Genomic DNA, 23,303 nt, shown 5'->3' with positions numbered 1-23,303 from the left:
CCCAGACCAGGCCTGGGCGCAGGCATTACAACTGCTGCATCAGGATCACGATCAATACCGCCACGGCGATGGCGACAAAGGGCAATATCCCGGCGCGTTTCTTCACGCCCACTTCATTGCCCATATGCATATCCTCGACCATGGACTTGGGGAACACGCCTTTGTCCTGCACAAAGTGGCGGTAGAAGAACACAGGCACAATCAATGACGCGCACACCACACCAGACCACAGGGTGCCCTCTCCCCAGATATTGGCCCCCAGCCCCATCAATGCTACGTTGACGAAGCTCAGCACAGTGCCCAGGCCCAGCAGAATCACGGGTGCCTTATAGGGGCGCTCCCAGTTGGGCCTGTCCAGCCTATGTATCCAGCCTGCGTTGAGGTTGAGGAAATTGAAGATGATGTAGCAGACATTGGATACCGCCAGTACAAAGACGTAATCCGACATCAAGAGCAGCACCAGATTGAAGCACAGGTCTGTCCACATCGCCCGTGTGGGGGCGCCGTGCTCATTGGCCTGTGACAGGTACTTGGGCAACCAGCCATCCACCGCGCCCTGGTACAAGGTACGTGAGGAGCCTGCCATGGAAGTCATGATGGATAAGAGCAAGGCCAGCACCAGCATGATGACGATGACATTGGCCACCTGCTGACTACCGCCCAGCATCGCAGACAAAGCACCCGCCACGCCCATGCCGCTGTAGATATCCGGGGCCAACATGCCGTCATACACCGCCGGGCTGATTTCATTGCCCGCCGCATCCAGCACGGCTGGCGTGACCAGATGGCCCAGACCCAGATCGGCCTGGAAAGCGATAGGCACCAGCGTGAACACTGCCAGGCACAGCAGGCCAGAATAGAAAATCGCCTTGAAGGTATCAGTCTTGGGGTTACGGAACTCACGCGTGTAACAGACGGAAGTCTCAAAGGCATAGGTAGACCAGGCAGCGATAAACATACCGCCCGCCATGAGTTTCCAGCCTTCTATATCCCACAGGCCATTCACCACATTACCTGCCTCGTCATAAGCCAAAGGCGCGATGGGCAGGAAATTGGCAGCCGAAACATCCCCGGTCAGCAGCGGCACCAGGCCTATCAGCATCAAGGGAATCAGCGCCGCCAGCCCCAGAATCATGGTCACGCGTGAAGAGCGCAAAATGCCGCCGTGCTGTATGCCAAACACCGCCAGCAGCAAGCTGCGCCCAGAATAAAGGTGGCATTGATACGCAGGCTAAGGCCAGACTTGATAAAGCCCAGATCCATCAGCGTGACCTGCCAGGTATTGATCACCGCATCGGCGGGGAAAGCCGCGAGCAGGATATACCCTGCCGCCAGCCCCGAGCCTATGGCCAGCACTGGCGTCCACGCCAGCCAGTTACACCACACCGAAATGGGTGCCACAAACTTGCTGTAACGTACCCAGGCGATAGCGCCGTAGACTGAAGCCCCGCCGGATTTGTGCGGGAACATGCCGGCAATCTCGGCATAGGTGAAAGCCTGGATAAAGCCAAAGCAGATAGACAGCATCCAGGCCAGCCAGGCGGGTTTACCGACGGTAGAGGCGATGGCGCCTATGGAAAACAGCACCAGCGCTGGTACTCCGCTGGCGACCCAGAATGCTCCCTGCCAGCCTATCTTGCGATGCAGGCTGCCGGGTTTGGGTTGTTCCATTGGAGATAAAGCGGGTGCCGTGACATCTAGAGTGGGTGAAGTACTCAATTGACAGGCTCCTGATCATGGATGGCAAGCTGCGGATTGCATCTCGCTCAGGACACCATTGGATAACGGATGGGCTGGCAGGGACAATTCCTAAGACGGATTACTCCCAAGGAGGTAGTGCACTAGCAGAAGCACCAATACCGCACTTATGGCACGAGGTTGGTGCTTACTTATGCACTAGTTTTGCGCACTAATTTGCGCAAGGTTTTTCGCGCTGGCTGATGATGTTCTTCCAGTCATGACTATTTCTGTTTATGCGCCCACACCGCAGCTTCCAGACGGCTGGTCAAACGTAGCTTGCTGAGCACATGTTTGACGTGCACCTTAACCGTGGTATCGGAGATACCCAGCCTGCGCGCAATGGCCTTGTTGCTGAGGCCATCGGCCAGGCATTGCAGAATCTCCTGCTCACGCTCGGTCAAGGCCACTTGTTCTGGCGCCAGTTGCAAAGGCTTGTTGCCCAACTCCTGCAAGGCCTGTTTCAGCACTTCGGTCAGCCTGTCCTGTATCACCGTCATGCCGCTCATGATCTTCTTCAGGCTGGCCGCCAGTTCCTCAGGCTCCATATCCTTGAGCAGATAACCATCTGCGCCTGCGCGCAAGGCTTCCAGCAGGTCATCCTCGGCATCAGAGACGGTCAGTACCACAAACCTTGCCTGCAGGTCGCCCGCCTTGAAGCGGCGCAAGGTTTCCAGGCCATCAAGCTCTTTCATGTTGAGGTCTATCAAGACGATATCCGGTGCCAGTGCGGGGGCCAGTTGCAGCCCTTCCAGCCCGGATGAAGCCTCGCCGACCACTTCAAACATCACATCGGTGCTGATCATCTGCGCGACGCCCTTACGGAACAGCGCGTGATCGTCGATCAGGAATACCTTGTATGGCTTGTCCAATTATTTTCCCCAATATGGCTTGCGTATGACTTGTGTGTTGCTGGTAACTTGCTTGGTCGCAAGCACTTTACTGATTCAGTTTAGGCATAAAAATCAGCCTGACCCGGGTGCCACCCTGACGTCTGGCGGTGATGGTGATATCGCCGCCCAGGGTATAGGCACGGTCGCGCATAATGCTTTGGCCGTAATGGCCGGGTTCTTCACTGCGGATTTCCGGCAAGCCTATGCCATCGTCATCTATGGTCACTACCACCGTGCTGCCTGGGCTATAGGCCAGTGCCACCACCACATTTTGCGCCCCGGCGTGACGGATGATATTCGACAAGGCCTCGCGTATCACATGCAGGATATGGAATTCCTCATTCACGGTCAGTCTGCAATTGACCAAACGGTTATCCAGGGTAATCGCTACCGGTGATCTGTGGGCAAATTCATCAATCGCCGCCTGAATGGCAAAGCCCAGCCCACGCACATCCATATGCATGCGGAAGGTAGATAGCAGCTCGCGCAATTCACGGTAGGCATTATCCAGGCCTTCGCGTAGCTCACTGGTGATTTCGTGGCTGTCGCTATGCTGCAAGTCCTTGTGGGTTTGCAGCCTGGCAATCTGGATTTTCATATAGGAGAGCGATTGCGCCAGCGAATCATGCAGCTCACGCGCAATCGCAGCGCGCTCCTCAAACAAGGCCAGGCGTCTGGCCTGCTCCTCACGGCTTTGCGCACCCAGCACCAGTGACAGTAACTGCGCGGTAATTTCTGCCAGCGTAATGTCGGATTCGTAAAACTCCTGCTCGGGCTTGGCCTCCAGCATCAACAGGCCAAAGTGTTCATTTGGCCCGGCAAAGCTCGCCACTATGCATTCATTGCCACTTTCCAGCGTAAATTTGGCCGAGCGCTGGCTGCCAAGGTCGCGTTGCACCTGCTCGGGCAGCGGCGTGGGTGCATATTGTGAGTAAAGCAGGCGCTCGCCCTGACCATCTCCGGTTTTCAGCATCAATTGCAGCCCGACATTGCGCAAATCCAGGCTGCTCTCCATGGAATAAAGCATGGTTCTCAAGGCAGATTCATTGAGCGCAGATTGATTCAGTGCACCATCCTGCAAGGACAGCACCAGGCCGTGAACAAAGCCGCGCGCGCGCAACAACCTGCGCAGCAATTCACTGCGCGTGCGATTAAACCACTCGGTTTCGGCACGGAAGCCCTGCATCTGCGCCGAGAACTCATGCACCACGCTTTCCAGCTGGGAAAATTCGTCGCTCTCCGCCTGCTGCTCTCTAGGCAGCATGGCCACCAGCGCCGCCACCCTATCTACCAGCAAATGTTTGGCCAGCAGGGCTGCTGAGAGCAGACAACAGAGCAAGAGCAGCAAACCCATGAATTGCAGCATGGCCAGCACCGTCTGCTTTTCTTCCACGTCGTGTCTGAGCGCATTGAGTAGTTCGTCATGTTGTTTGATCAGTGGCCCTGCCAGCGCAGCGCTGGGCTGCAAGCGATACTCAGCCTCGCTTTGCTGCAAGCGGCTCAACAGAGACGCCAAGCGGCCAGACTGATGTTCAATCTGCCAGGAAACGCTGGGCAGTGGCTGGCTGCTGTTGCTCAAGGCCAGACGCCATTCCAGCTTGCGCTCCGCCACTTGCTGGATTGCGGTCTGGCTGGCGGGTATGTAATCTAAAAGAAAGAAAGTACTGACTTGCATCAACACGCCAAGAATCGAGGCGCAAGCCAGCAGCATGCTGAGCCGCAGATAGAGCGCATGGCGTAGCAAGCGCGCAAGCAAGCCCTGGCATCGCGCTAGCAGTCTTTGCTTGAACGTGTTTAATTGCATGTCTGTTGTAAATTAGCTAACACTAGTACCCCTTGCACCATTACCTGCCACAACCGCCTTGAAGATTGCCATGAGCTTATATTTATTCAGCACCTTGATCCTGAGCATCGTGTTCCTGCTGGTATTCAACAGTTGGTGGTCGCCCAGCGCGCCTTTTGCTACCCACCTTACTGGCATGCTCATCGCGGGCAGCGTGCTCATCACCCTGATGCTGCTATTAATCATGTCCCCTGTGCTCAAGCGCCAGGGCCTTAATCGTATGCAGGCACGTTTACATCACCCGCATTGGGAGCGCGAAGTTTCCTCGCGCCTGACTTCGCCCGCTGCGTGGTAGAAGGCCATACCGTCATCTTTGCCAACCAGGCGTTTCTCAATGAGTTAGGCATGAGTGGCATGTCAGATCAGATTGTCGGCATGCCCTTAACCAATGTCATTTACCCAGGTGACCACGCCCTGCTCGCTGCCTTGTTGGCGCATGTGGATGCCCCGGTCAAGGAAGAAAGTACATTACGCCTACTCTGCCTGGACGGCACCATCTTGCCAAGTAAGCTCTCACTCTCCCCTATGCGGCCCGGTAGCCCGCATGGCAGTTTGCTGCTGCAATTCTCGCTGATTTCCGGCAGCCCGGCCACAGGCGTGGGTTTTGACGAGCAATTCAATTACCACCTGCTGATCAACCGCCTGGAAGAAGTGGTGTTCCAGTTGCAGCGTGGCAACAAGCTCAGCTTTCTCAACCCCGGCTGGGAGCAATTGCTCGAATACCCGGCCGAGGAATCACTGGGCAAATCACTCATAGACTTTATACACCCCGAAGATCAGCCCCTGGCGATTGCCAGGCTGGATTCCATCGCCCGAGGCAAGCGCCTGCGCTGCAACGAGCAGATACGCCTGATCAAACGCAATGGCGAACCTAGCTGGGTGGAACTGCGCGCGCGCAGCGCTTCCAGTACTGCCAGTGAAGGCGCCAGCGTGGTGGGCACCATTACCGATATCAATGAAGCCAGACAGGTAGAGGCCAGCCTCAGAAGCAACCGTCACTCGATGAGCAGTTTGCTTAACCATGTGCCCTGCATGATTTACAGACGCAAGGCTGATCATGGCTTTAACTTCGAGTTTGTCAGCGATGGCTGCGTCATGCTCACGGGTTATGGTGCGCATGAACTGATTGCCAACCCCTCACTCAGCTTCCGCAAGCTGCTGCACCCGGAAGACAGTGCAGTATGGGACAGTGCCTATGACAAGCTGGTACAACAGCAAGCGCTGCAGGTGATCTACCGCCTGTATACCCGCAACGGCGATTATCAATGGGTGTGGGAGCATGGCAATGGCATTTACGCCAGCACAGGCGAGCTGCTGGCGGTTGAAGGCTTTATTGCCATACTCGGCAAGGAAGAGGGCCAGGGTGCGCCCCTGCTTGCCCAGTTGCAGCAGCATTTCAGCCAGGGCTGAAGCTAGTCCAGCTGGGCACCCTCGCTCAGCACTGCGCCATCATCATGCGGGGCCAGCCATTGTAGCAAGGGTTCGTGATAGACCTTGATGCCCTTGTATTCCAGCAAATCCGGGTGCAGGTCACGGATCACACGGTGAAAGCGCTTGATCCACTTGGGCTGTGTTGCCATGTCTTCCAGACTCAGGAGATAGCAACGTATGCTGAACAAAATGGCGTTGCTGCGCGGCAAGCGGAACATGGCTTGCAGTTCCACACGCAAATGCGCTTTCTGCCCGGCATTTTCTGCGGTCACGGTGAGTCTGTCCGGCCCCCATTCTGGGTAATGCTCGGGGGAGGTATCCAGGCGCGGGTTGACGGTCATGGTCCAGTTCAAACGCCGCACTGGTTTGCCTTGTTGCAAGCTCATGAGGAATTTCAAGGCTCTATCCATAATGCCCATTTTGTCTACCTGCGGTACCGGGCCATGCCATTCATGCCAGGACATGCCGATATCAAAGGCCAGTGACCAATCTGCCTGACTGGTAATAAAGCCTGCATCGGCAAACAAAGTGCCTTCGCGCTGATCCAGCAGCACAAAATCACCCTGGGTCTGCCTGCCCATGTATTCAAACGGCTCCATGGGCAGCGTGCTCGCGTCACCAAAGATAAAGCTGTCGCTGATGCCCAGCACGCTGTTATGCCAGGTCCAGCGCTCGCCGTCCTTGAGCAGGCTGAAATATTGCGGGTAATCCCGCGCCAGGCTTTCCATGGTTAATTCCAGAAAATCCCACTGCGCATCCATCATATGCGGCAGTGCCGCATAACGGCCTGCATCCTGCTCCAGTGTCATGCGCTTGTCTTCGCATTCAGCCACATAGTGTTCGTCTATATCAAAGGCATGCTCGGTAATGGCCCCTGGCTTACCGGGCTGATGCGGCTCGATATTGACCGAGTACATATAGTGATCCTGCTCGAAGGGGTAGGGAAAACGCTTGATGCCCTTGGCAGAGTTATGAAAGCTGTAGTCACCTCTGAAGGTTTCCTCATTGAATGGCGCATGGTGGAAAGCTGCGGTTTCGGCTTGTATATGATCCAGTTTGTTCATGGTTTACCCCAGAAATTTAGCTCAGAGATTTAGCTCAGAAATTCAGTTCTATCACGTCACAACGTGCACGTGAGACACAGGGCATGATCTTGCGCCCGGCGCGTTTTTCCTCGGCGGAAAGGTAATGATCGTGATGCTCCAGCGTGCCATCGGTAGACAGCACTTCCAGCTCGCAGCGCCCGCAGGCACCGCCTCGACACAGATAAGGCGCGTCTACGCCTGCCTGCTCCAGCGCTTCCAGCATGCTTTGATCGGCCCCTACTTGCACTTCCTGCTGCGAGCTAGCCAGTTTGATGGTGAAGGGACTGCCCACAGGCGGTGCCAAAAACTCCTCGTGATGCACATGCGCTGGCGGCCAGCCCAGCTCATCCGCAGATTGCAGCAGAGCTTGCACCATGCCTTCAGGCCCGCAGGTATATACATGCGTACCCAAGGGTTGCTCTGCGAGTAATTGACGGATATCCAGAGTGACACCCTGGCTTTGGTCGTAGCACTTGAGTCTGTCACCCAGCAGCGCTTGCAGCTCAGGCACATAGGCGGCGTGATCTTGCGAGCGATAGGCATAATGCAATTCAAAATCTGGCGGTGTAATTTTTGACCCCGCCGTTTGTAACACCGCCGATTGACTAGCCTGGGCTTGCCGCAGCAACTCCTGCACTTGTGACATAAACGGCGTGATACCTATGCCACCCGCCACCAGCACCTGTTTGCGCGCCAAACGTGACAATGCAAACAGATTGAGCGGCCAGGCCACTTCTAGCGCCATGCCCACTTTGACCTCTTGGTGCATAAAGCGTGATCCACCACGCGAGTTTTCCTGCAGGCGCACGGCTATGCGGTAGTGATCGCGTTGCTGTGGCGGGCTGAGTAGGGAATAGGCATTGCGGTAGATACGCGTGCCACTGGGCATGCTGACCACGATATGGCTGCCGCCGGAAAAAGCGGGCAAGGCGCTACCATCGGCAGACACCAGGGTGAATTCGCGTATGCCCTCTGCGACTTCACGTATGGTTTGTACGATCACTTTTAGGCCAGCATTCTGGCTACGCTGGTCTGAGGTATTGGCAGGCGTCTGAATATCAGGCTCCGTGATCATTAGCTTGTTGGCCAAAGCACTCATGGATAAACCTCACTCATGGATAAATCTCCAGTATGTCCGGCACGTTGCCTGGCTCTTCTGCATCTATCATCAGCCCCATATACGCACCCAATCTGCGCGAAAAATGGTCGCGCACCAGCAATTGGCGTTGGCAGCCACTGCAGGTGGCAATATTGGTGTTGACGTGATGGCTGATGGTTTTGCAGTGCACGCAGTAGACTGCGCGCGCTAGGCTGGCAGCCTGCTCGCGCATGATGTCGGCATTGAGTACGCCATGCAGTGCAGCCTGCGCCGCTACTTGCCAGAGAAAGGCTTCATCGCCAGCGGCATAAATGCGTGTGCCCATGCGGCTGGCCGTCAACACTTCATCCAGCGCCAGCCAGAGCGCGGCAGCGGTGTCATGGCGGCTCAAGGCCGAGGCGAGGTCCAAGCCCAGCACATCCTGCAGCATATGGCGTAGTGCATGGCTGTGATCAGCCTGCGCCTCAGGCAGATACAAGACCTTGATCGCCTGCGGTGGCAACTGCTGCTGTAACAAGCGCAACACGGCGCGGCCACCCTCGCCGCTGGCGATGATCACATGGGCTTGTGCCTTGTGTTGCCATTGCAAACCGCCGTAAATTGGCTTGCTGCGTATCCAGTATCCCGCTTGCATGGCTCAAGCCTGACTGCGGGGGTGAGTGCGCAAACGCAATGGATCATAGAATGGCGTGGGCGCGACATAAGCCTGGCAACTGCCAGCCTCGCTACGCACCTCGACCGCCGTGCCATTGCTGGCAAACTCAGCGCTGATATGCGCCAGCGCCAGCGATTGCATGAGGTAACGGCTATAGGAAGCACTGGTGACCACCCCGACTTGCTGACCTTCATGCAGAATGGCAGCCCCGGCCTGCACCGCCTCAGTGCTGCGACAGATCAGCCCAATCTGACGGAAGCGTGCCTTGTCCTTGAGCGCCAGCACGGCGGCCTTGCCCGTGTAATCCCCTGCCTTGTCTGTATCCACACCCCAGCCCATATTGACCTCCCAGGGGGTGGTATCGCCTTCTATCATCTCAAACGGGAAGAACAGCAGCGCGGCTTCTATACGGGTCAATTCCAGGGAATTCCAGGACGCGGCAATCACGCCTTGTGGTGCGCCTGCCTTAAGAATTTCATCCCATAAATACACCGCATCAGCAGCACCGCAATAGACCTCATACCCCAGCTCGCCGGAATAACCCCCCCTGGCGATATACACCTGCTTGCCCAGCAAGGTGGTGGCTTTATGCTGGAAATAGCCCAGGGTAGACAGATCAAAATCCAGCAAGGCATTGAGAATTTCCAGCGATTTCGGCCCTTGCAGGGAGAGGATATGCGCATCAAGGTCAGCGCTCACTAGCACATTGCGGCCTTGTGCCAGCTTGGCAAGATTTTGCGGCGTAGCACCGCTGCCGTGCGAAAGGCGGAATTCGGTGGCGCTATCGCGTATCACCATAATGTCATCACAAATCGCACCTTGCTCATTCAGCTCGGCCGCCAGCAAGGCATGGCCGGGCAATAGCTTGCTGATGTCACGCGCCACCAGCTGATCGATCACCTGCTCGGCATCCAGCCCACTGACATTGATGATATTGAGCGCGGAGACATCATAAAGCCCGGCCTTGGAGCGCACCGCCACTACTTCATCATGCACATCACTATGGTAGCTCCAGGGGATGGGCATATCGTTCCAGGTATCGCCATCGAGTTTGGAGCCTAGCGCACGGTGACGCTCATTAAGTATTGAATTCCTTGCCATGCCGCAGTCCTTAGAGTGGTATTTTCAAGCTCAACGATAGTGAAATTGCCGCTGGCTTAACATTCTCTCGAAGGGGTACTTCCAAAGGGGTAGTGGGCTAGGCATTTCAATTAACTGCGAACTGATAACATCAAGGCAACTATTTCAAACCTTGGCTCCAGCGCGTATAAACATGTTCAGCCAAGAGATTGAGTTTTTGTACCTGCTGATCCAGATCCGCCAGTATCTCGGCAGCCGACTGTATGCCTGCCTGCGCAGCAAGCATTTGCCCCTCAGGCCTCAGCTCCTCGGGTGAGAGATTGCACCACTCCCTGACCATCTCGGCCTGCATTTCGATATGGCATTGAAAACCTATGTGCAGCTTGTCGACCACATAGGCCTGGTTGTCACAGTATTGGCTGCCCAGAATGCGTTGCCCACCCTGCGGGATGGAAAATGTCTGGTAATGCCATTGAAACAGGGTGAGATCCACTTGCGGCCCCAACCACTCCCTGGCTTGTGGGGTGTCGAGGTGGCTGGCAGGTATCCAGCCTATCTCCGCCATTGGGTTATCGCTGACCACCCCACCAAAGCCTTGGCCAGCAACTGCCCGCCCAGGCAATGTCCAATCACGGGAATCTGGTTATGTACGGCCTCGCGCACCAGCTCCAGCAAGGGCGTGATCCAGGGCAGGCTGTCATTGACGCTCATAGGCCCGCCCATCATCGCCAGCCCGCTGTATTCATCAAGGCTGACGGGTAATGGATCGCCTAAATCAACCCTGATGACATGCAAATGAATGTGTTGCCGCGAGAGAAAATCTGCCAGGTAGCCCGGGCCTTCTGAGGCGGTGAATTGGAATACAACAACGGTTTTGCCAGATTTCATAGATAGCAGGCTTCTCAGTCAAAGGGTGACCAACGCGTTTGCACGCAAGGAATTGCAAACAGGTCTCCATGTCGCGCATCTGCTGCGCTAACACCGAAACCCATTGCACGGCCTCCTCCTACCAAATACCGCATGGTGGCGAGTAACTGGAACATACTTAGCCAGCGGACTAGCGACACACCACAATAATTAACTTTTTTTACTTATATGAAACTTTTTTGTATTAAACTCTGCCTGAAGTAACCCGTCAATTCTTATTAAAAAATTTTCTTCTGAGTAATCTTTTGCATAGGCTAAGCAGGCATCCTCTATTACACTGCCCTCAGCTCTATAAACCGCATCCACACCGCTCACGATGCTTGAACATAACGGTTAAACAAGATGGTTGATCACGATAAAAAACTCAGTTCCGCCTTACCTGCAGAATCCGATAGCAAGCCGCTGGGCAAGCATCTGGCAATGTCATCAAGGATATTCGCCAGCAGCATGGCCTCACCATTGCCGAAGTAGCTGAGCGCGCCAATATCAGCCGCGGCATGCTGAGCAAGATAGAAAACAATCTGGTATCGACCAGTCTGGATACCCTGGAGCAATTGGCCAACAGCCTGGGCGTGACCATCTCGCGCCTGTTCCAGGGCTATAACCTGCCCACAGGCGGCGCCCAACTGGTCAAGAGCGGCCAGGGCATGGAAGTGGTGCGTCGCGGCACGCGTAACGGCCATACCTATCACTTGCTGGCCTATGATCAAGGCCCCAAGAAGCTGTTTGAGCCTTTCCTCATCACCCTGGAAGACCCGGAAGAAGAGTTTCCCTCCTTTGAGCATGCAGGCACCGAGTTTCTTTACATGCTGGAAGGCGAACTGGGCTACCGCGTAGGCGAGGAGGTTTACACTCTGCGCCCCGGTGATGCGCTGACTTTCAGGGGCGAAATTCCACATAGACCCGAAGTTCACGCCAAACTGCCCATACGCTTTCTCTCCATTATTCATTACGACAATGATGAGGAACTGCATGATCATGAGTGAACATCACGAAGAACCATCGCTGCTGATCCGTGCGGCCCTAAACAGTGATATCCCCGCCCTGAGTGCTTTATTGCATCAGTTATTCAGCATAGAGCAGGACTTCACGCCGGATAATGCCAGGCAGGTGGCAGGCCTTACGCAACTGCTGCAACACCCCGAGCGCGGCACCATACTGATTGCACAAAATGCGAGTGGTGAAGATAGTGGTGAAGTGATTGCCATGGTCAGCGCTCAACTGGTGATTTCCACGGCCCAGGGCAGCCCCTCGGCTGGATAGAAGACATGGTAGTAGAGCAGGCCTGGCGCAGCAGGGTGTAGGCCGCCAGCTGTTAACGGCCATACTGGATTGGGCAAGGCTCAAGGGGGCCACGCGCGCGCAATTGCTGGTGGATATGGATAACCCACCCGCCCTGGCCTATTACGACCATCTGGGCTGGCGCAGCACGCGCCTACAGGCCCGCCAGCTCATGCTCTGACCGCAGGTCTCAGCAATAAGCAGGACTCTATGCCTCGCTTCCACACATCCGCCTAAATCTCACCCGCTTGAATTTCACTCTCTAGTCACTGTCACACCAGCACATCATTAGGTGCATAAGGGGAAAGCGTGCAATACAGACGCGAGATAGATGCTTGCGTGCGGTCGCCGTGCTGGCCGTGATATTTTTTCATGCGGGCTGGGCTGGTTTTTCCGGCGGCTATATAGGCGTTGATATCTTCTTTGTCATCAGTGGCTATCTGATTACCTCCATCCTGCTCGCTGAACTGGAGGCGGGAAAATTTTCCATCTCGCGTTTTTATGAAAGACGCGCGCGCCGTATCTTGCCTGCCTTGAGCGTGGTGTTGCTGGTGACCAGCATTGCTGCGTTTATGCTCATGCCACCCGCCTTGTTGCAGGATTACGCGCGCAGCCTGATTTCCGTTGCCAGCTTTTGCTCCAATGTATTTTTCTACTGGAGCAGCGGCTATTTCTCCACCGCCTCTGATGAAAAACCTCTGCTGCACACCTGGAGTCTGGCGGTAGAAGAACAGTTTTATCTGCTGTTTCCCCTTTTATTGGCCTGGTGCTGGTTCTTGCGGCGGCGTGGCCTAGCTTGGCTGATGCTGGGTTTAATGGTTATCTCCCTGCTGGGTTCAGAACTGCTATTAGGCATGCAGCAGATTGATGCCAATTTCTATCTGATTTTCAGCCGTGCCTGGGAGTTGCTGGCAGGTGCCATGCTGGCGCTGGCCAGGCCTGAACAATGGCAGTTGCCAGCCAAGCTACGCCCCTGGCTGGCGCTCTTGGGCATGCTGCTGATTGTGGCTTCGATTTTCGGGCTGGATCACAGCACGCCCTTCCCCGGCCTGTATGCCTTGATTCCGGTACTGGGCGCTTGCCTGATCATCGCCTTTGCCGATAGTCATTATGCTGTGGGCAAGCTGCTGGCCAGCCGCACCATGGTGGGCATAGGCTTGATTTCCTATTCGCTATATCTCTGGCACCAGCTTGTTTGCCTTTTTGCGCCTCAAGCATGTACACGCGCCTCACCCCTTGCTGTTTGCACTCGCCATCCTCCTGGCGGTATTGCTGGCGGTGCTGAGTTATCGCTGGGTGGAACAGCCTTTCCGTGACCGCAAACGCTATGACAGACGCCGTATCTTCCAGCTTTCCGCCATTGCGTTGGCAGCCATCATAGGCATAGGGGTGCTGGGGCTTAACGGCCAGCCGCAGCGCTTTGCCCAGGCCGAGCTGATGACCAGCATAGCCCCCAGCCCCAAGCGCGAGCAGTGCCATACCAGTGGCACGGATTACCTCAAACCTGCCCAGGCTTGTACTTACTTTGGCCAGGACGTGCACTGGGCCAGCTTTGGTGATAGCCACACGGTAGAGCTGGCTTATGCGCTGGCGCAACGTTTGCAGGCGCAAAGCAAGGACAAGGACATCACCAAGGACGTCAATACCAAGCCAGGCTTGCTGCATCTGAGCTTTAGCGGCTGCCCGCCTGCGCTACTGTTTGAGGCTAGGCAGCCAGGCTGTAGCGCCTGGATACGTGAATCACTGCAATATCTGGAAAAACATGCAGAAATCCAGCATGTGCTGCTGGGCTTTAGCTATACGCGCTTTTTGTTTGGCGAGATGGAAGCAGGCAGTCAACAGCCCAGCGATATCAGCCCGGCCAACAAGTTTAGTCCGGCTTATGGCGGCCAATCGGCACTGGCCTTGCGCGAGCTGTACTGGCAAAGCCTGCACACCATCATCGAACGCCTGCTAGCCGCAGGCAAACAGGTGCATCTGCTTTACCCCATCCCAGAACTGCCTGCCGATATCAGCAAGCTGGTAACGCCGTTTTCCGTGTTGCAGCAGACTGATACTGTGCCTTTAGAGCAAGTCTCTACGCTGGCGCTCTACCAATCCCGCCATGCCTATATTCTTGCCAAGCTGGATAGTTTGTCTGGGCCAGCGATACATCCGCTAAAAACAGCCGACATACTCTGCGCCAATGGCTACTGCCCTGCCGTCATGGATGGAAAGTCACTGTATTTCGATGACAATCACCTGAGCCTGGCGGGGGCGCAACACTTGATCAGCGGCCTCAAACTTTAAAGTTAACCACGCTATAATTACAAAAGCCCGGCAATGCCGGGCTTTCGTTGCTGGAGACTAGTGTCTCCTGACTAAAGTGTATTGCTTAGGAGTGGTATGCACGCTCACCGTGGGAAGCGGTATCCAGACCTTCGCGCTCGTCATCTTCTGTCACACGCAGACCGATTACCAGATCCACGATCTTGTAGAGGATGTAGCTCACAACTGCGACGTAGATCAGGGTGAAGCCTACAGACACGGTTTGCACATAGACCTGATGGCCCATTGTCACGCCTTCGTCGTAGCCTACGCCACCGAGGGAAGGTGCCATGAACACACCAGTGCCAATCGCACCGATGATACCGGCGATACCGTGGATGCCGAACACATCCATGGTGTCGTCATAACCCAGGGCGTTCTTGAGCTTGGTCACGGCCCAGAGGCTGACAAAGCTGGCGATGAAGCCGAGGATGATGGCACCCATAGGGCCAACGAAACCACAGGCAGGCGTAATCGCTACCAGACCTGCAATTGCGCCAGACACTGCGCCCAACATGGAAGGCTTGCCCTTGATCAGCCACTCAGCGAAGGTCCAGCCGATAACCGCAGCAGCAGTTGCCAGTTGTGTGTTCACCACAGCCAGGCCAGCAACACCATCAGCAGCCAGTTCGCTACCGACGTTGAAACCGAACCAACCTGCCCACAGCAGTGAGCCACCTATCATGGTCATCACCAGGCTATGCGGCGGCATGGCTTCCTTGCCGAAACCAATACGCTTGCCCAGCACCAGAGCACCCACCAGCGCCGCAACACCAGCGTTGATATGCACCACAGTACCGCCAGCAAAGTCCGCTGCACCCAGCTCACCAATCCAGCCGCCGCCCCAGACCATATGCGCCATAGGCACATAAGAGAAGGTCATCCACAAAGCCATGAACAACAGCACGGCAGAGAACTTGATGCGCTCGGCAAAACCACCGACGATCAGCGCCGGAGTAATGGCCGCAAATGTCATCTGGAAGGTGACGAACAACAGCTCGGGAATAGTGCCTTGCAGGCTATCCGGCGTAATGCCATTGAGGAAGGCCTTGCTGAGACCACCGATCACTGCATTGCCATCGGTAAACACCAGGCTGTAACCAAACACCGCCCACAGTACAGACAGCAGGGAAAACGTCACCATCACCTGCATGAGAACGGACAACATGTTTTTGGCACGCGCCAGGCCGCCGTAGAAAATGGCCAGACCAGGCACAGCCATGATGATGACGAGCACGGTGGCTACGATCATCCAGGCAGTGTCACCACTGTTGAGAACTGCTGGCGCTTCAGCGGCGGCTGCGGCCGCTTCTTCTGCCAGGCTGGGAATTGCGTACAAGCTGCTGCCCAACAGGCCCAGCAAGGTGGATATTGATAAAAGTCGCTTCATGGCTTGCCCCCTCAAAGCGCATCTGCGCCGGTTTCACCGGTGCGTATGCGATAAGCCTGTTCAAGATTAAACACAAAAATCTTGCCATCCCCGATCTTGCCGGTGCTTGCGGACTGCTCAATCGCGTCAATCACCTGATCCAGCAAGCCGTCTTCAATGGCAACTTCCAGTTTCACCTTGGGAAGAAAATCCACCACGTATTCAGCACCACGGTATAGCTCGGTATGCCCCTTTTGCCGCCCGAATCCTTTCACCTCAGTGACTGTGATCCCCTGGACGCCAATAGCGGAAAGAGCTTCCCGCACCTCGTCAAGCTTGAACGGCTTGATGATAGCGGATATGAATTTCATACATGCTCCTTGCATCAAAGTTTGTTGATAAACACCAGCAAGCTGGTTCATACAATGTTTCTTTGGAACACTGCTGACTCAGCAACTCTCGTGCCAGGGTGTTTTAATCATATATTTCAGCATCTTAGTAAAAACATGTTTGAGATCAGCGACAACAACAAGTTATTTAATGCACCAATATCAGGCCTGGCACCAAATTAGTGCATATTTCTTACGCATGAGCTTATGGATGAGCTTAGGGTGATGAGAGCTTGAGATTGATTTGAGCGCGAGATTAATCGCTGAGGGGAGTTGCAGGCTCGGCAGAGTGGCAAGCCTGAGTGGCAAGCGGCGAAGAAAATGTTAAGGGAATTGCTAAATGGTGCAACGCGCACCAGCTTTGAGTGCGGAACCGCAGACCTGAATTGAGAAAATTCAGTAGCCTGAATATAGATACTCACTGGCAGCAGCCTCTATGCGAGGCCACATTCAAATGTGGTTTACGCTTGATCAAGGCTTTATAGTTGTACTCAACTTCTTCTAACAGGTTTGCAAGCTGCTGTTGCAATGCTTGAATTTCACCTTCGGATAAATCCAGCCAGCACGAAATTGTATGTTTATAACGTACATTCGTATGGATAATACGTACACACTCACTATGAGCCATCACTGTGAGGGTTAATACAAATAAGCTTGGGTGATTGGTAGATAGGTATTTCTGCTCAAAATCCACCAGTGCATGCTCGCATACTTGATAGATAGCAGTAGCCCATGCTCCAGGCTGAGCATGGCTTTTGGACAGATGACGGTGATTTATTGCCATCGGCTGCGCCAACAGAAAGTCAGCAGAGCATTGCGCGCTTATATCGCGCGTTCTGGCATTTCAGTAAACATCACGCCTATAGCGTCCGTGCAATGCCATTTCCGTCAGCAGCGGTTCTCCCAGCGCATGCAACAAAACACTATGCACCGCCGGAGCCATGCCACTGGCACTGCCGCAGACATAGATCACCGCGCCTAGCTTGACCCACTCGCGCAGTAATTCGGCCTGCTGCGCCAGCACATGTTGCACATAGGCTTTCTCTGCCTGATCACGCGAGAACACCGCATCCACGCGCTGCAACACCCCGCTCTTTAGCCAAGCCTTGATCTCAGTCTGGAAGTAGTAGTCACAAGTCTGTTGGCGCTCGCCAAACAGCAGCCAGCTGGGAGCGGAGCTATTGGCTGCCCTGACTTTAAGATGCGCGCGCAATCCGGCAATACCGGTGCCATTGCCAATCAAAATCATGGGCTGATCTGCTGCTGGCGGGTGGAAGCTGGGATTCTCGCGTATGCGCAGCGCGACTTTCTCGCCCAATCCCACAAACTGGGTCAGCCAGCCCGAACCCAGCCCTGGCCTGCCATCGGGGTAATGGGTTTGGCGGATGACCAACTCCAGTTGGCCATCTCCGGGCAAAGAGGCGATGGAGTATTCACGGTGTGGCAGAGGCTTGAGAGTTTGCAGCAAGGTCTGCGGTGACATGCCCTGCAGTTGCGCCAGTTCATGGGCATCATGCGGCAGCAGGCGTTCACTGAGTGACTGCGCCAGCGTGTGCACATCCACCGCATCTTCAAGATGCTCGGCCTGCTGCTGGGTTAAACCCAAGGCATCCAATAAGGCAGTGACAGAGGCTGCTGAGTTTCTTGGGCCTATCTCGGCAATATCCCCCGCTTGCCAGCGGGTGCCGCTCTGCTCAGCTTAAGGCCCAGATGGTAGACCGCACCTGCCTCACTGCCCGAATTAAGCTGCTGGCGCATCACCAGGCGCCAGCTATCGTATTGCGGCGCTTGCCAGTCAGCCATCTCCGCATTGTCCGCCAACAAGCCTAGCTGATATTGCCAATGACGCAGTGCGCCGGGGTCATCACCATCGACTTGTACCAGGTCAAACAAGGGCAGTGCATGCACATGCTGCAGCCAGCCATCCAGCTCATGAGCAAAGCCACAGAAATATTGATAGCTACTATCGCCCAACCCCAGAATGCCGTATTGCAGCTTGGTCAGATTGAGTGCCTGGCCCTGACTTGGGTGCATATACCGCTGTACAAAGCCCCTGGCGTTATCTGGCGCATCGCCTTCGCCTGTGGTGCTGACCACAAACAGGGCGCGCGGTATGCGCTGCAATAAGTCGCTATCAACTTCATCCAGCGAGAAACAGCGTGTGTGTATGCCGGATTCCTGCAAGGAAAGCGCTGTCTTGATGGCAAGCTCGCGGGCATGGCCGCTCTGGCTGGCATAAGCCACCAGCATGCTAGGCTCGGGTTTGGCGGGTTTACTCGATGGCAGTGCCGTTTCACTACTAGCCGTCTCTCTGCTGCCTGCCTTGGCTTGCAAGCTAGCAGGTAAAGCCATGCGACGACGGTGGCGCTTGAAAATCCATACCGTGAAAATGATATAAGCCAAGGCAATCGCCAAGGCCAGCATGCCACGATTAAAGGCCGGATTTTCCATGGACGAATTTTCGATGGCCGCCTGGGCAGGCAAGCTGAATATCAGGCTGGCCATGAAAGACCAAGCCCATATCGCGCCAGCCTGCTTCATTGCAGCAAAGCCTGTAGCGCGGGAGATGCCTGCTGGCGCAGGCCTGATTCATGAGCCGTGGTAAACAGCACGGCGATATCATGGGTTTGGGCATAGGCCAGGCCGCGCTCGCTACCCATCACGGTCAAGGCTGTCGCCAGCGCATCAGCTGCATGCAGCTGGCCGCCAATACACTCACCGAGCTTGGTGCATGCAACAGTGGCCAGCCCGTGGCAGGGTCCAGCGTGTGGGCATAGCGCCTGCCCTCATATTCAAAATAACGGCGGTAATCGCCTGAGGTGGCCAAGGCCAGGCCATGTATGGCCACGACATATTCATCCAAGGTCCCGGCATCATCGCTACGCTCCAGCGCCACCCACCAGGGTTGACCATCAGGCTTGACGTCCTGGCCATAAAACTCGCCACCCACTTCCACCAGATAATGCGCCAAACCTAGTTGCTGCAGGCTGGCTGCCACCTGGTCTACACCAAAGCCCTTGGCAATGCCGGAAAAATCCAGCTTGAGGCCGCCAGGCTGGGTCAAGCGGCGGTTGGCACTGTCCCAACCTAGCTTGCGCCAGCCGCTTTGCAGCAAAGCGGCGTTGATCGCCGCTGGAGATGGGGGCGCATGAATCGCCTCGGCGGGGCCGAAACCCCATAGATCGACCAGCGCACCTATAGTGGGATCAAAGCAACCATCGCTCTGCACTGCCACTTGCAAGGCTTTTTCCAGCACGGTGGCAAAATCGCGCGGAATGATGATGTCCCGGCCCGCAGGCAATTGGTTGAACTGGCTGATGTCAGAATCCAGCAACCAGGTACTCATCTGCTGCACCACCTGTGCCAGCGCCGCTTCAATCGCCGCTTGCACGGCAGTTTGATCGTGACCCAGCGTAGGCTGCGCCACATAGCGCACAGACCAACTGGTGCCCATGCTCAGGCCGTTCAGGGTGATGATGTCACCCTGCGGCAAGTCGCGCGGCAAATCATGCAACTGATGGGGGATGAGTACCTGGCGCATAGTTACTGAGGCAATACTTCCAGGGTGAGCACATAGGCCAGGCTGCGCTCGCTGGCTTCCTTGGTTTTAACCTTGTGATCAACAAAGTCTGCATCCAGCCAGTACATGCCCGCTTCTGGCAGTTCTATCTTCACTTTGCCATCGGCATCGGTTTTAAGCTTTTGCTCGCCCTTCTGGTTGCGGTAGCGGGTCTGGCCACGAATCACTTCCACCTCAACCCCGGCGGTGGGCTTGCCATCGACGAGGAATTGCAGGGTCAAGGGTTCACCAGCCACTAAGTCATTCGGGTGTACAGAAGAAACGATTTCCAGACCATGACCGTTGGTCTTGAGCGGGCTGGGCGAACCCACTGTGACAAAGGTTTCCAGTCGATTGGCAATCTCTGAGACCTTTAGCTCTTGCGCATTGGCAGGCACGCGCTGCTTGAATTCTTCTATCTTGCCCATGAAGCGCTTGGGTTGGCCGTCTTCCTTCCAGGAAGCGCGCACGCCTTCACGGTAGTTGCTGATGCGGTAAGTGCCTTTTTGCTCAAAATTCACATCAAAGGTGGTTCGCAGCTCGCCCTTGCTGACGTTTTGCAGGCGTTGATTGCTGCCATCGGGTGCTGTGACCTGCACTTCATCCACGGCCAGGGGGCGGTGATTGAAATGGAAAGGGTCATTGGAAACCGCAGCGTCAAAGGTGACAAACTGCGGCGCCGACAATACGGTGCTGGAAGGCAACAACCAGTAGCCGTGCGCTTGCGCCAGGCTGCTGCTGAGCACTGCCGCGGCCGCCATCAGGGATAGAGAAAATTTCACAGTAGACTTAATTGTGTTCATGGACTGAGCTTTCATAGATTGCAATCATTGATTGCAAGATCAGGGTTTGAGTTCCAGGCTGACGGCACCGAGTTCGGATTCACCACTGGCTTTCAGGGTTTCGGCCTTTTTGGCAGGCCAGCTAAAGGGGATGCGCACCAGCTCTCTATCGCCTTTTTCACGCGCGGCTTCTACCACCAGGTTGTATTCACCTGCCGCCAGTTTATTGAGCGGTGCCTTGCCTTCGGTATAGGACAGCGTGTGCTCGCCTACAGGCTTGGTAGCCCCGGAAACACCATCCAGCGGCATATCCAGATCGCGTCCGCCCTTGCGCCACCATTGACGCAAATCCTTGAGCCACTTGGTGCCCTTGCCTTCGGCTTTGTCCTTGGAATACCAGACCGACAAGGTGGTAGCGATATCCTGATTAGGGGTTTCTACCCATACCGCCACATATGGGCGGTGATATTCAGCGGCATTGATACGTGGCACGCTGACTTTGACATCCAGGCCAGCCGCCTGGCTGTTACTGGCAAACAAGGCCGCAATTAAGGCCGGGATAAAGGCGTAACGCATGCAAATCTCCTCAAGCAAGACTCAGTATTAATAAATGAATAAATAACCTAATGAATAAACAGAATGACCAGTATCAACGGCATCACCATGCCTAAGGCCACCAACGGCCAGGTCAATGGCCGATTCCCTGCGTGCATATGCAAAAGGCAGAGGCCAGTAATGGCAAAAATCAGCGCTGTGATGGAAAAAATATCAAGAAACCAGCTCCAGGCCAGGCCAGTATTGCGGCCTTTGTGCAGGTCATTGAAATAAGACACCCAGCCGCGTTCGGTGAGTTCGTAATTGAGGCTGCCGCTTTCGCGATCTATCACCACCCAGGCGTCACCGCCAGGGCGTGGTAGGGAAACATAGACTTCATCCTCAGACCACTCCGCCTTGCGGCCTGCGGTTTCTATGCCCAGGCTGCCCGCCAGCCAATCGGCGATGACACTGGGTAGTGGTGCATCATCGGCGTACTCGGCCTGCAGGCGCGGCAACAAGGGCTTGGGCACTTGACCTTGCTTCTTGCTGATGACGGCATTGGATTCAATTTTCTCGGCATTGTTGAGGGTGATGCCGGTAGCGGCAAACAGCAGCATGCCGATCAGGCAGATGGCAGAACTGATCCAGTGCCAGCGATAAAGATGTTTTAGCCAGAAGGAACGTGCGCCAGAGGAAGATTGCACTGATTGCATAAGCAGAAGGCGAAATGACGCAACAAAATGAGAACGACACTCATTATAACGCAGCCGCACGATTTATAACGCAGCCGCACGATCTGCACTGTTTTGCCTTATAGAAAGCCCACTATAAGGAGTGGTGACAACTTAGGTATAATCCGGCGTCGTTCTGCAACGCAGACGTGCCAAGCCCTGCCCAGGGTAAAAGGCGGTAATAAGGCAGACAGGCTGGAATGATCTAGCCAGTGCATGCAGGCCGTGCAGGCTGTGACTCAAGGCCACCAGCTAGTAACGCCTGGAAACAAGGTAGTACTTTTGAAATTTTACTGAGGAAAAACAGGACTGCTGAATAGTGCTGAAAACTTGTTGTTGGTGCCGAGGGGGGGAATCGAACCCCCAAACCTTGCGGCGGCGGATTTTGAGTCCGCTGCGTCTACCAATTCCGCCACCTCGGCAACAAGTCGCGCATTATAGCAATCCTTATGACGATGCGCACCATAGATTTTGATTTTTTCTTACCGGACGAGCTAATCGCCCAATTTCCCGCCAAACAGCGCCGCGATAGCCGCCTGCTTCATCTGGATGGCAACACGGGTAATTTGACCGATCAGCAGTTCACCGACCTGCCCTCCTGGCTACAGCCGGGTGACCTGCTGATCTTCAACGATACGCGCGTGATCAAGGCCAGGCTGCACGGTGAAAAAGCCAGCGGCGGCAAGGTGGAAGTGCTGGTTGAGCGCATTCTCAATCCGTTTGAAGCCTTGGCCCATGTGCGCTCATCGCGCTCACCCAAGCCGGGTAGCCGCATCCAACTGGCAGGCGAGATTGAAGCCGAAGTGCTGGGGCGTGATGATGATTTGTTCCACCTGCGCTTCCTGGGTGAGACCCCCTTGCTGGACTTGCTGGAGCAATATGGCGCGCTGCCGCTGCCACCTTATATTACGCATGACGCGGGCGAAGCCGACGACGAACGCTATCAAACCGTCTATGCGCGTGAACCTGGCGCTGTGGCTGCGCCCACGGCAGGCCTGCATTTCGATCAGGCCATGCTCGATCTGCTGCAGGCGCAAGGCATCAATATTGCCTATGTCACCCTGCATGTAGGCGCAGGCACTTTCCAGCCCGTGCGCGTGGATGATATCCATGAACACAAAATGCATAGCGAGTTGTATTCCGTGCCTGAATCGACTGTGCAACTGATCAGCCAGACCCGCGCCAGTGGCGGCAAGGTGACAGCGGTGGGCACCACGGCGCTGCGTGCACTGGAGAGTGCGGCCCGCAGCGGCAGCATTGTGGCCGGACAAGGCGATACCGATATCTTTATTACTCCGGGTTATCGCTTCCAGGTGGTTGAACGCCTGCTGACCAATTTCCACCTGCCCAAGAGCACCCTGCTGATGCTGGTGTCGGCGTTTGCTGGCTATGACCATATCCGTGCTGCCTACGCGCATGCAGTGAGTGAGCGCTATCGCTTCTTCAGCTATGGCGATGCCATGTTGCTGGAGCGGCAGGCGTCATCCGCGCCTTGATAGGTGACTTGAGGATGGGCTGGCTAGGTTTGCAACCTAGGAAATGTCAACACCAATCAAGCAGTTAATTTTGACTAGTAATTGTCATGAATATGTCATAAT

At 55.4% G+C, this 23,303-nt stretch carries 26 protein-coding genes, 1 tRNA gene and 2 pseudogenes; 8 read left to right on the top strand and 21 right to left on the bottom strand.

Annotated elements, in window-relative coordinates; all coding sequences use genetic code 11:
* Window positions 1–25 precede the first annotated feature (25 nt).
* The 3 genes and pseudogenes from JCM2850_RS18200 to JCM2850_RS08790 form a co-directional block, all read right to left on the bottom strand.
* A pseudogene (locus tag JCM2850_RS18200) lies at window positions 26–1,671 on the bottom strand (APC family permease).
* A 290-nt stretch (window positions 1,672–1,961) separates the two neighbouring features.
* Window positions 1,962–2,609 (bottom strand): two-component system response regulator NarL, encoded by a 648-nt coding sequence (gene narL, locus JCM2850_RS08795; protein WP_025871246.1) that lies wholly within the window; start codon window positions 2,607–2,609, stop codon window positions 1,962–1,964.
* Between the two features lie 67 nt (window positions 2,610–2,676).
* On the bottom strand, window positions 2,677–4,434 hold the full coding sequence (locus tag JCM2850_RS08790; RefSeq protein ID WP_051525337.1) for a histidine kinase: 1,758 nt from the start codon (window positions 4,432–4,434) through the stop codon (window positions 2,677–2,679).
* 70 nt (window positions 4,435–4,504) lie between these two features.
* Between JCM2850_RS08790 and JCM2850_RS22710 the strand changes: the two genes are divergently transcribed.
* Both JCM2850_RS22710 and JCM2850_RS18195 read left to right on the top strand, forming a co-directional pair.
* Window positions 4,505–4,768, top strand: coding sequence for a hypothetical protein (locus JCM2850_RS22710; protein WP_234406177.1), 264 nt, complete (start codon window positions 4,505–4,507; stop codon window positions 4,766–4,768).
* On the top strand, window positions 4,720–5,883 hold the full coding sequence (locus JCM2850_RS18195) for a PAS domain-containing protein (protein ID WP_234406176.1): 1,164 nt from the start codon (window positions 4,720–4,722) through the stop codon (window positions 5,881–5,883). Before JCM2850_RS22710 ends, JCM2850_RS18195 begins: the two co-directional genes overlap by 49 nt.
* A 2-nt stretch (window positions 5,884–5,885) precedes the next feature.
* Here the strand turns inward: JCM2850_RS18195 and JCM2850_RS08780 are convergent, their stop codons facing one another.
* From JCM2850_RS08780 to JCM2850_RS21625, 7 genes are all read right to left on the bottom strand, one after another.
* Window positions 5,886–6,968, bottom strand: a complete 1,083-nt coding sequence (locus JCM2850_RS08780; protein WP_025871242.1) for a heme-dependent oxidative N-demethylase family protein — start codon at window positions 6,966–6,968, stop codon at window positions 5,886–5,888.
* A gap of 34 nt (window positions 6,969–7,002) precedes the next feature.
* Window positions 7,003–8,088, bottom strand: a complete 1,086-nt coding sequence (locus JCM2850_RS08775) for a PDR/VanB family oxidoreductase (protein ID WP_025871240.1) — start codon at window positions 8,086–8,088, stop codon at window positions 7,003–7,005.
* A gap of 13 nt (window positions 8,089–8,101) precedes the next feature.
* Window positions 8,102–8,722: a dimethylamine monooxygenase subunit DmmA family protein gene (locus JCM2850_RS08770; RefSeq protein WP_025871238.1), complete on the bottom strand. Its 621-nt coding sequence runs from the start codon at window positions 8,720–8,722 to the stop codon at window positions 8,102–8,104.
* A gap of 3 nt (window positions 8,723–8,725) precedes the next feature.
* A complete protein-coding gene (locus JCM2850_RS08765; protein WP_025871236.1) occupies window positions 8,726–9,844 on the bottom strand; it encodes an aminomethyl transferase family protein in 1,119 nt (372 codons plus the stop codon).
* Between the two features lie 139 nt (window positions 9,845–9,983).
* Window positions 9,984–10,406, bottom strand: a complete 423-nt coding sequence (locus tag JCM2850_RS22705) for a type 1 glutamine amidotransferase family protein (protein WP_234406175.1) — start codon at window positions 10,404–10,406, stop codon at window positions 9,984–9,986.
* Complete coding sequence (locus JCM2850_RS22700) at window positions 10,376–10,711, bottom strand: type 1 glutamine amidotransferase (protein WP_051525335.1); 336 nt, start codon at window positions 10,709–10,711, stop codon at window positions 10,376–10,378. Before JCM2850_RS22700 ends, JCM2850_RS22705 begins: the two co-directional genes overlap by 31 nt.
* A 189-nt stretch (window positions 10,712–10,900) precedes the next feature.
* Entirely contained in the window at window positions 10,901–11,065 is a 165-nt protein-coding gene (locus tag JCM2850_RS21625; RefSeq protein WP_159105146.1) for a hypothetical protein, read from the bottom strand.
* 110 nt (window positions 11,066–11,175) lie between these two features.
* On the opposite strand from JCM2850_RS21625, the gene JCM2850_RS18185 reads away from it, so the two are divergent.
* The 5 genes and pseudogenes from JCM2850_RS18185 to JCM2850_RS22685 all read left to right on the top strand — a co-directional run bounded on the left by JCM2850_RS18185 (window position 11,176) and on the right by JCM2850_RS22685 (window position 14,320).
* Window positions 11,176–11,736 (top strand): helix-turn-helix domain-containing protein, encoded by a 561-nt coding sequence (locus JCM2850_RS18185; RefSeq protein WP_234406188.1) that lies wholly within the window; start codon window positions 11,176–11,178, stop codon window positions 11,734–11,736.
* The gene (locus JCM2850_RS22695) at window positions 11,729–12,013 is read left to right on the top strand and encodes a GNAT family N-acetyltransferase (RefSeq protein WP_234406174.1); all 285 of its coding nucleotides are present in this window, start codon (window positions 11,729–11,731) and stop codon (window positions 12,011–12,013) included. The genes JCM2850_RS18185 and JCM2850_RS22695 overlap by 8 nt, the downstream gene beginning before the upstream one ends.
* A pseudogene (locus tag JCM2850_RS23950) lies at window positions 12,006–12,113 on the top strand (hypothetical protein); the annotation flags it as partial. The gene JCM2850_RS22695 and the pseudogene JCM2850_RS23950, both read left to right, overlap by 8 nt.
* Window positions 12,114–12,366: 253 nt before the next feature.
* Window positions 12,367–13,347, top strand: coding sequence for an acyltransferase family protein (locus JCM2850_RS21890; RefSeq protein ID WP_199898296.1), 981 nt, complete (start codon window positions 12,367–12,369; stop codon window positions 13,345–13,347).
* Between the two features lie 121 nt (window positions 13,348–13,468).
* Window positions 13,469–14,320 (top strand): SGNH hydrolase domain-containing protein, encoded by an 852-nt coding sequence (locus JCM2850_RS22685; RefSeq protein ID WP_234406187.1) that lies wholly within the window; start codon window positions 13,469–13,471, stop codon window positions 14,318–14,320.
* An 85-nt stretch (window positions 14,321–14,405) separates the two neighbouring features.
* Here JCM2850_RS22685 and JCM2850_RS08735 read toward each other — a convergent pair whose 3' ends face one another.
* From JCM2850_RS08735 to JCM2850_RS08695, 11 genes are all read right to left on the bottom strand, one after another.
* Window positions 14,406–15,728, bottom strand: coding sequence for an ammonium transporter (locus JCM2850_RS08735; RefSeq protein ID WP_025871232.1), 1,323 nt, complete (start codon window positions 15,726–15,728; stop codon window positions 14,406–14,408).
* A gap of 11 nt (window positions 15,729–15,739) precedes the next feature.
* Window positions 15,740–16,078 carry a P-II family nitrogen regulator gene (gene glnK / locus JCM2850_RS08730; protein WP_025871230.1) on the bottom strand — a complete coding sequence of 113 codons (339 nt, stop codon included), beginning with the start codon at window positions 16,076–16,078 and terminating at the stop codon, window positions 15,740–15,742.
* A gap of 436 nt (window positions 16,079–16,514) precedes the next feature.
* Window positions 16,515–16,880: a hypothetical protein gene (locus JCM2850_RS08725; protein ID WP_025871228.1), complete on the bottom strand. Its 366-nt coding sequence runs from the start codon at window positions 16,878–16,880 to the stop codon at window positions 16,515–16,517.
* Between the two features lie 60 nt (window positions 16,881–16,940).
* Complete coding sequence (locus JCM2850_RS22680) at window positions 16,941–17,702, bottom strand: ferredoxin reductase domain-containing protein (RefSeq protein WP_234406173.1); 762 nt, start codon at window positions 17,700–17,702, stop codon at window positions 16,941–16,943.
* A 44-nt stretch (window positions 17,703–17,746) separates the two neighbouring features.
* Entirely contained in the window at window positions 17,747–18,637 is an 891-nt protein-coding gene (locus JCM2850_RS22675) for a flavodoxin domain-containing protein (protein ID WP_051525333.1), read from the bottom strand.
* Window positions 18,634–18,765, bottom strand: a complete 132-nt coding sequence (locus JCM2850_RS23420; RefSeq protein ID WP_267879263.1) for a hypothetical protein — start codon at window positions 18,763–18,765, stop codon at window positions 18,634–18,636. Before JCM2850_RS23420 ends, JCM2850_RS22675 begins: the two co-directional genes overlap by 4 nt.
* Entirely contained in the window at window positions 18,762–19,637 is an 876-nt protein-coding gene (locus JCM2850_RS18165; RefSeq protein ID WP_234406172.1) for an FAD:protein FMN transferase, read from the bottom strand. The genes JCM2850_RS23420 and JCM2850_RS18165 overlap by 4 nt, the downstream gene beginning before the upstream one ends.
* A gap of 2 nt (window positions 19,638–19,639) precedes the next feature.
* Complete coding sequence (locus JCM2850_RS08710; RefSeq protein WP_088177746.1) at window positions 19,640–20,458, bottom strand: DUF4198 domain-containing protein; 819 nt, start codon at window positions 20,456–20,458, stop codon at window positions 19,640–19,642.
* Window positions 20,459–20,497: 39 nt separating this feature from the next.
* Entirely contained in the window at window positions 20,498–21,013 is a 516-nt protein-coding gene (locus JCM2850_RS08705) for a DUF2271 domain-containing protein (protein WP_025871225.1), read from the bottom strand.
* 47 nt (window positions 21,014–21,060) lie between these two features.
* Window positions 21,061–21,687: a PepSY-associated TM helix domain-containing protein gene (locus JCM2850_RS08700; protein ID WP_025871223.1), complete on the bottom strand. Its 627-nt coding sequence runs from the start codon at window positions 21,685–21,687 to the stop codon at window positions 21,061–21,063.
* 355 nt (window positions 21,688–22,042) lie between these two features.
* Window positions 22,043–22,127, bottom strand: a tRNA-Leu gene (locus JCM2850_RS08695).
* 33 nt (window positions 22,128–22,160) lie between these two features.
* Between JCM2850_RS08695 and queA the strand changes: the two genes are divergently transcribed.
* Window positions 22,161–23,201, top strand: a complete 1,041-nt coding sequence (gene queA / locus JCM2850_RS08690; protein WP_025871221.1) for a tRNA preQ1(34) S-adenosylmethionine ribosyltransferase-isomerase QueA — start codon at window positions 22,161–22,163, stop codon at window positions 23,199–23,201.
* Window positions 23,202–23,303 lie beyond the last annotated feature (102 nt).

Origin of the sequence: Methylobacillus glycogenes JCM 2850 (assembly GCF_000617925.1) — a bacterium.
Classification (GTDB): domain Bacteria; phylum Pseudomonadota; class Gammaproteobacteria; order Burkholderiales; family Methylophilaceae; genus Methylobacillus; species Methylobacillus glycogenes.
The sequence above is the reverse complement of the archived record's forward strand: the minus strand, read 5'-3'. Positions and strand labels throughout refer to the sequence as shown.